At 72.7% G+C, this 444-nt stretch carries 1 protein-coding gene; it reads right to left on the bottom strand.

All coding sequences use genetic code 11. The features are described 5' to 3' along the window. Window positions 1-444, bottom strand: a 444-nt coding sequence (locus CAY82_RS27570) for a hypothetical protein (RefSeq protein WP_218190858.1), incomplete at both ends; no start/stop codon positions are given.

Below are 444 nucleotides of genomic sequence, written 5' to 3'. Positions count from 1 at the left end.
ATCCGCTGCAGCCGGTTGCTGACCGGCGTGACCGTGAAGGCGCGGCTGAAACCGCCGGTGCCGGCATGAGTCAGCGTGAGCAGGTTCCCGGCCCGGTCGTAGCCGTATGTCTCGGTGAACGCCTGGGTCTTCGTCACGTCGGTGCCGCGCGGCACGTCGAACCACGGGTCGCCGGTCGGAGGCGCCTGGTACTCGCGTCCGGTGGCGGACAGCAGCCGGTAGACCGGGTCGGGACGCGGGGTGTTCTGGCCGGGCAGCGCGGTCAGGCCTTCGATGACGCCCTGGGCCTGGCTCGGGCTGAACTCCAGGGCGGAGGAGAAGTATCCGGCACGGATCTGCTCGACCGTCAGCGCCGGGGAGCGGCCCTGGCCATGGCCGGTGAAGGAGGTTTCCGCGCCGGGTCGCAGCCCGTGGCCCGCCGCCCAGCCGACGACGGCCGCGGCC

Source organism: Pseudomonas sp. SID14000 (assembly GCF_002165135.1).
GTDB lineage: Bacteria > Pseudomonadota > Gammaproteobacteria > Pseudomonadales > Pseudomonadaceae > Aquipseudomonas.
The sequence above is the reverse complement of the archived record's forward strand: the minus strand, read 5'-3'. Positions and strand labels throughout refer to the sequence as shown.